Annotated in this window: 1 protein-coding gene and 1 pseudogene; both read left to right on the forward strand. The window is 39.4% G+C overall.

What is annotated here, in order from left to right:
• Positions 1–344 (forward strand): annotated as a pseudogene (locus tag ACFVQB_RS34285) (replication protein); the annotation flags it as partial.
• Positions 345–839: 495 nt separating this feature from the next.
• Positions 840–2,057 carry a MobV family relaxase gene (mobV, locus tag ACFVQB_RS34290; RefSeq protein ID WP_120377766.1) on the forward strand — a complete coding sequence of 406 codons (1,218 nt, stop codon included), beginning with the start codon at positions 840–842 and terminating at the stop codon, positions 2,055–2,057.
• Positions 2,058–2,165 lie beyond the last annotated feature (108 nt).

Here is a 2,165-nt window from a genome sequence, read left to right on the forward strand (position 1 = left end):
CAAAAGACGCTATCGCTAAAAACAAGCATGTATATGACAAGAAAGATATTAAACTACTAAACAATTTTGATATTGATAGATACATAACGCTTGATGTTGAAGAAAAAGACGACATGCTGAATGATCTTTGTGATTTGATTGATGAACATGGACTGGCTAATATTCGTGAATTAAGAAGGTTTGTAAGGGTTCGTGGGGAAGAATATAACTTACCCAGCATGAAGATTATCAATTCTGTTTTACGTTCGCATACTGGATTGATTAGACTGTATTTTGATGCCGTTTATCAAGAACGGAAATATGGTCGGGGCGATATTGATAGAGAAACAGGAGAGTTAAAATAATCGACATAAAACGACAGAAAAGGATTGAGATACAAGAGATACAGAAGATTCTTCTGTATCTTTTTCTGTATCTTTTTTTATTTTGTTCTGGTGGGCGCTTGAAGGAGAAAGCGACACGTGGCGTCTGTCAATAGAATCGTGGAATACCGGAATGAGCGATAGCGAAATGAGGATATGCCGCGAAAGTCGATTGACAGACTCACCACACCCGAACCCTCTTGGCATTGAATCGAATCCCATTCGATTCCTGCCGACCGGCGAGGGAGTCCCCTCAAAATTGAGGGGGTTGGGGGAGTTTTTATTGGGGGGATCAAGGGGGAATCATTTCCCCTTGTGGGTTTGGGCAAAGCCCAAGGTTTTCCCATGCGTTAGCATGGTTCGGCGGGTAGCCGAAAAAGCCTCGCAGAGCACACACTTTACGAATGTAAAGTATAGTGTGTTATACTTTACATGGAAGTGTTGCCGAAAAACTGACCCCGAAACGGAGCTGATTTTATGAGTTATGCGGTCGTCCGAATGCAGAAAATGAAGGCGCATGATTTGAAAGGAATTCAGTTTCATAATCAGCGTGAAAGAGAAAGCAGGACGAATTCGGATATTGATAAAGAGCGTTCCCATGAAAATTATGATTTGGTCCATGATGGGAAAATTGATTATAACCAGCATGTCAAAGAAATCATTGAATCGCAAAAAACAGGTACGAGAAAAACTCGGAAAGATGCGGTGCTTGTAAACGAGTTGCTCGTGACATCTGACAAAAATTTTTTTGACCGTCTGGATCCTACAGAACAAAAACGATTTTTTGAGGAAAGTTATAAATTATTTTCCGAACGCTATGGCGAGCAAAATATTGCTTATGCAACGGTACATATGGACGAAAAAACGCCCCATATGCATGTTGGCGTTGTGCCAATGCGTGATGGAAAACTGCAAGGGAAAAATGTGTTCAATCGTCAAGAATTGCTTTGGTTGCAAGATAAGTTTCCCGAGCATATGCAAAAGCTTGGCTTTGATTTGGAGCGTGGAGAAAAAGGTTCTACTCGTGAGCATTTGGAAACGAGGGAATTCAAAAAGCAGACGCTGGAAAAAGAAATTGATTTTCTAGAAAAAAATCTCCAGGAGAAGAAAAATGAATTGCTCGCCCTCAATGAAAAAGTTCCAGATGAAATTAAAGTTCGGGCCAAAAGGGAATTTCAGCAAATCGAGGTTAAGAGCGAGGAAAAGAATCTTTTTGGGATTCCCAAAAAAGAGTTGAAAAAGACACCGACTGGAAATGTGATTGTTCCCGAACAAGACTTTAAAAATTTGGTTCATGCTGCCAAAGAAAATAAACAGCTAAAAGGCAAGATGGAAAAAATATTGAACACCGATTTAGCAAAGGAAAATAAAGCTTTGGGTCAAAAGCTTAGAGTGATTTATAAAGAGTGGGAAACAGAAGCCAATTCAAATAAAAAATTAAGACAGGAAAATATGCAGTTGCTTCGAGAGAATAGCAAATTAAAAAGCCATATAAGCGATTTAAAGCGTGAAATTGGTTTGATATATAAAAGCACCAAAGAATTTTTAAAAGCCCGTACAAACGATTTAAAGACGTTTAAGAGCCTTTTTAATGATTTGGTAGGCAAAATTAAAGAAAAAGCCCCTGAGGGCGAATTTGAGCGTTTAAACAGGGTTGAAAAGCGTCGTGAAAGAGAAAATGGTCTTGAAAGATAAAAAGCACCTGAAAAAGGTGCTTTTTTTGGTTTTTTGAACTTGGATTTTTTGGGGTGAGAGAGGAAAAAGGGGGGGCTACTACGACCCCCCCTTAAAGTGCCGAGTGCC

Source organism: Paenibacillus sp. NPDC057886, assembly GCF_042796655.1.
GTDB lineage: Bacteria > Bacillota > Bacilli > Paenibacillales > Paenibacillaceae > Paenibacillus.

Coding starts and splice junctions, on each gene's coding strand:
- mobV (WP_120377766.1), top strand. CDS start 840: ATGAGTTATGCGGTCGTCCGAATGCAGAAAATGAAGGCGCATGATTTG.